1 protein-coding gene is annotated in these 263 nt (G+C 41.1%); it reads right to left on the bottom strand.

The genetic code is table 11. The features are described from left to right. The coding region (locus ELQ11_RS09810; RefSeq protein ID WP_134225310.1) for a hypothetical protein at positions 1 to 263 on the bottom strand (263 nt) is incomplete at both ends.

Below are 263 nucleotides of genomic sequence, written 5' to 3'. Positions count from 1 at the left end.
ATCTTTGGTTCTTTTTCGTAAGCTGCATCAAGAGTGATTTTAAGTTCTTCAGGTATAAGCTTGGCAAGTTCATCTGCATCAGGAATACTCATATCACAAACCCTTGCCACATCACGAATCACTCCACGAGCCAAAAGCTTACCAAAAGTAATAACCTGTGCAACCTTATCGGCTCCGTATTTATCAATCACATAATCAATCACTTCTGCGCGTCTATCTTGACAAAAATCCACATCAATATCGGGCATCGATACGCGTTCTGG

It is taken from the genome of Campylobacter sp. US50a, assembly GCF_004379015.1.
Lineage (GTDB): Bacteria > Campylobacterota > Campylobacteria > Campylobacterales > Campylobacteraceae > Campylobacter_D > Campylobacter_D jejuni.
The sequence above is the reverse complement of the archived record's forward strand: the minus strand, read 5'-3'. Positions and strand labels throughout refer to the sequence as shown.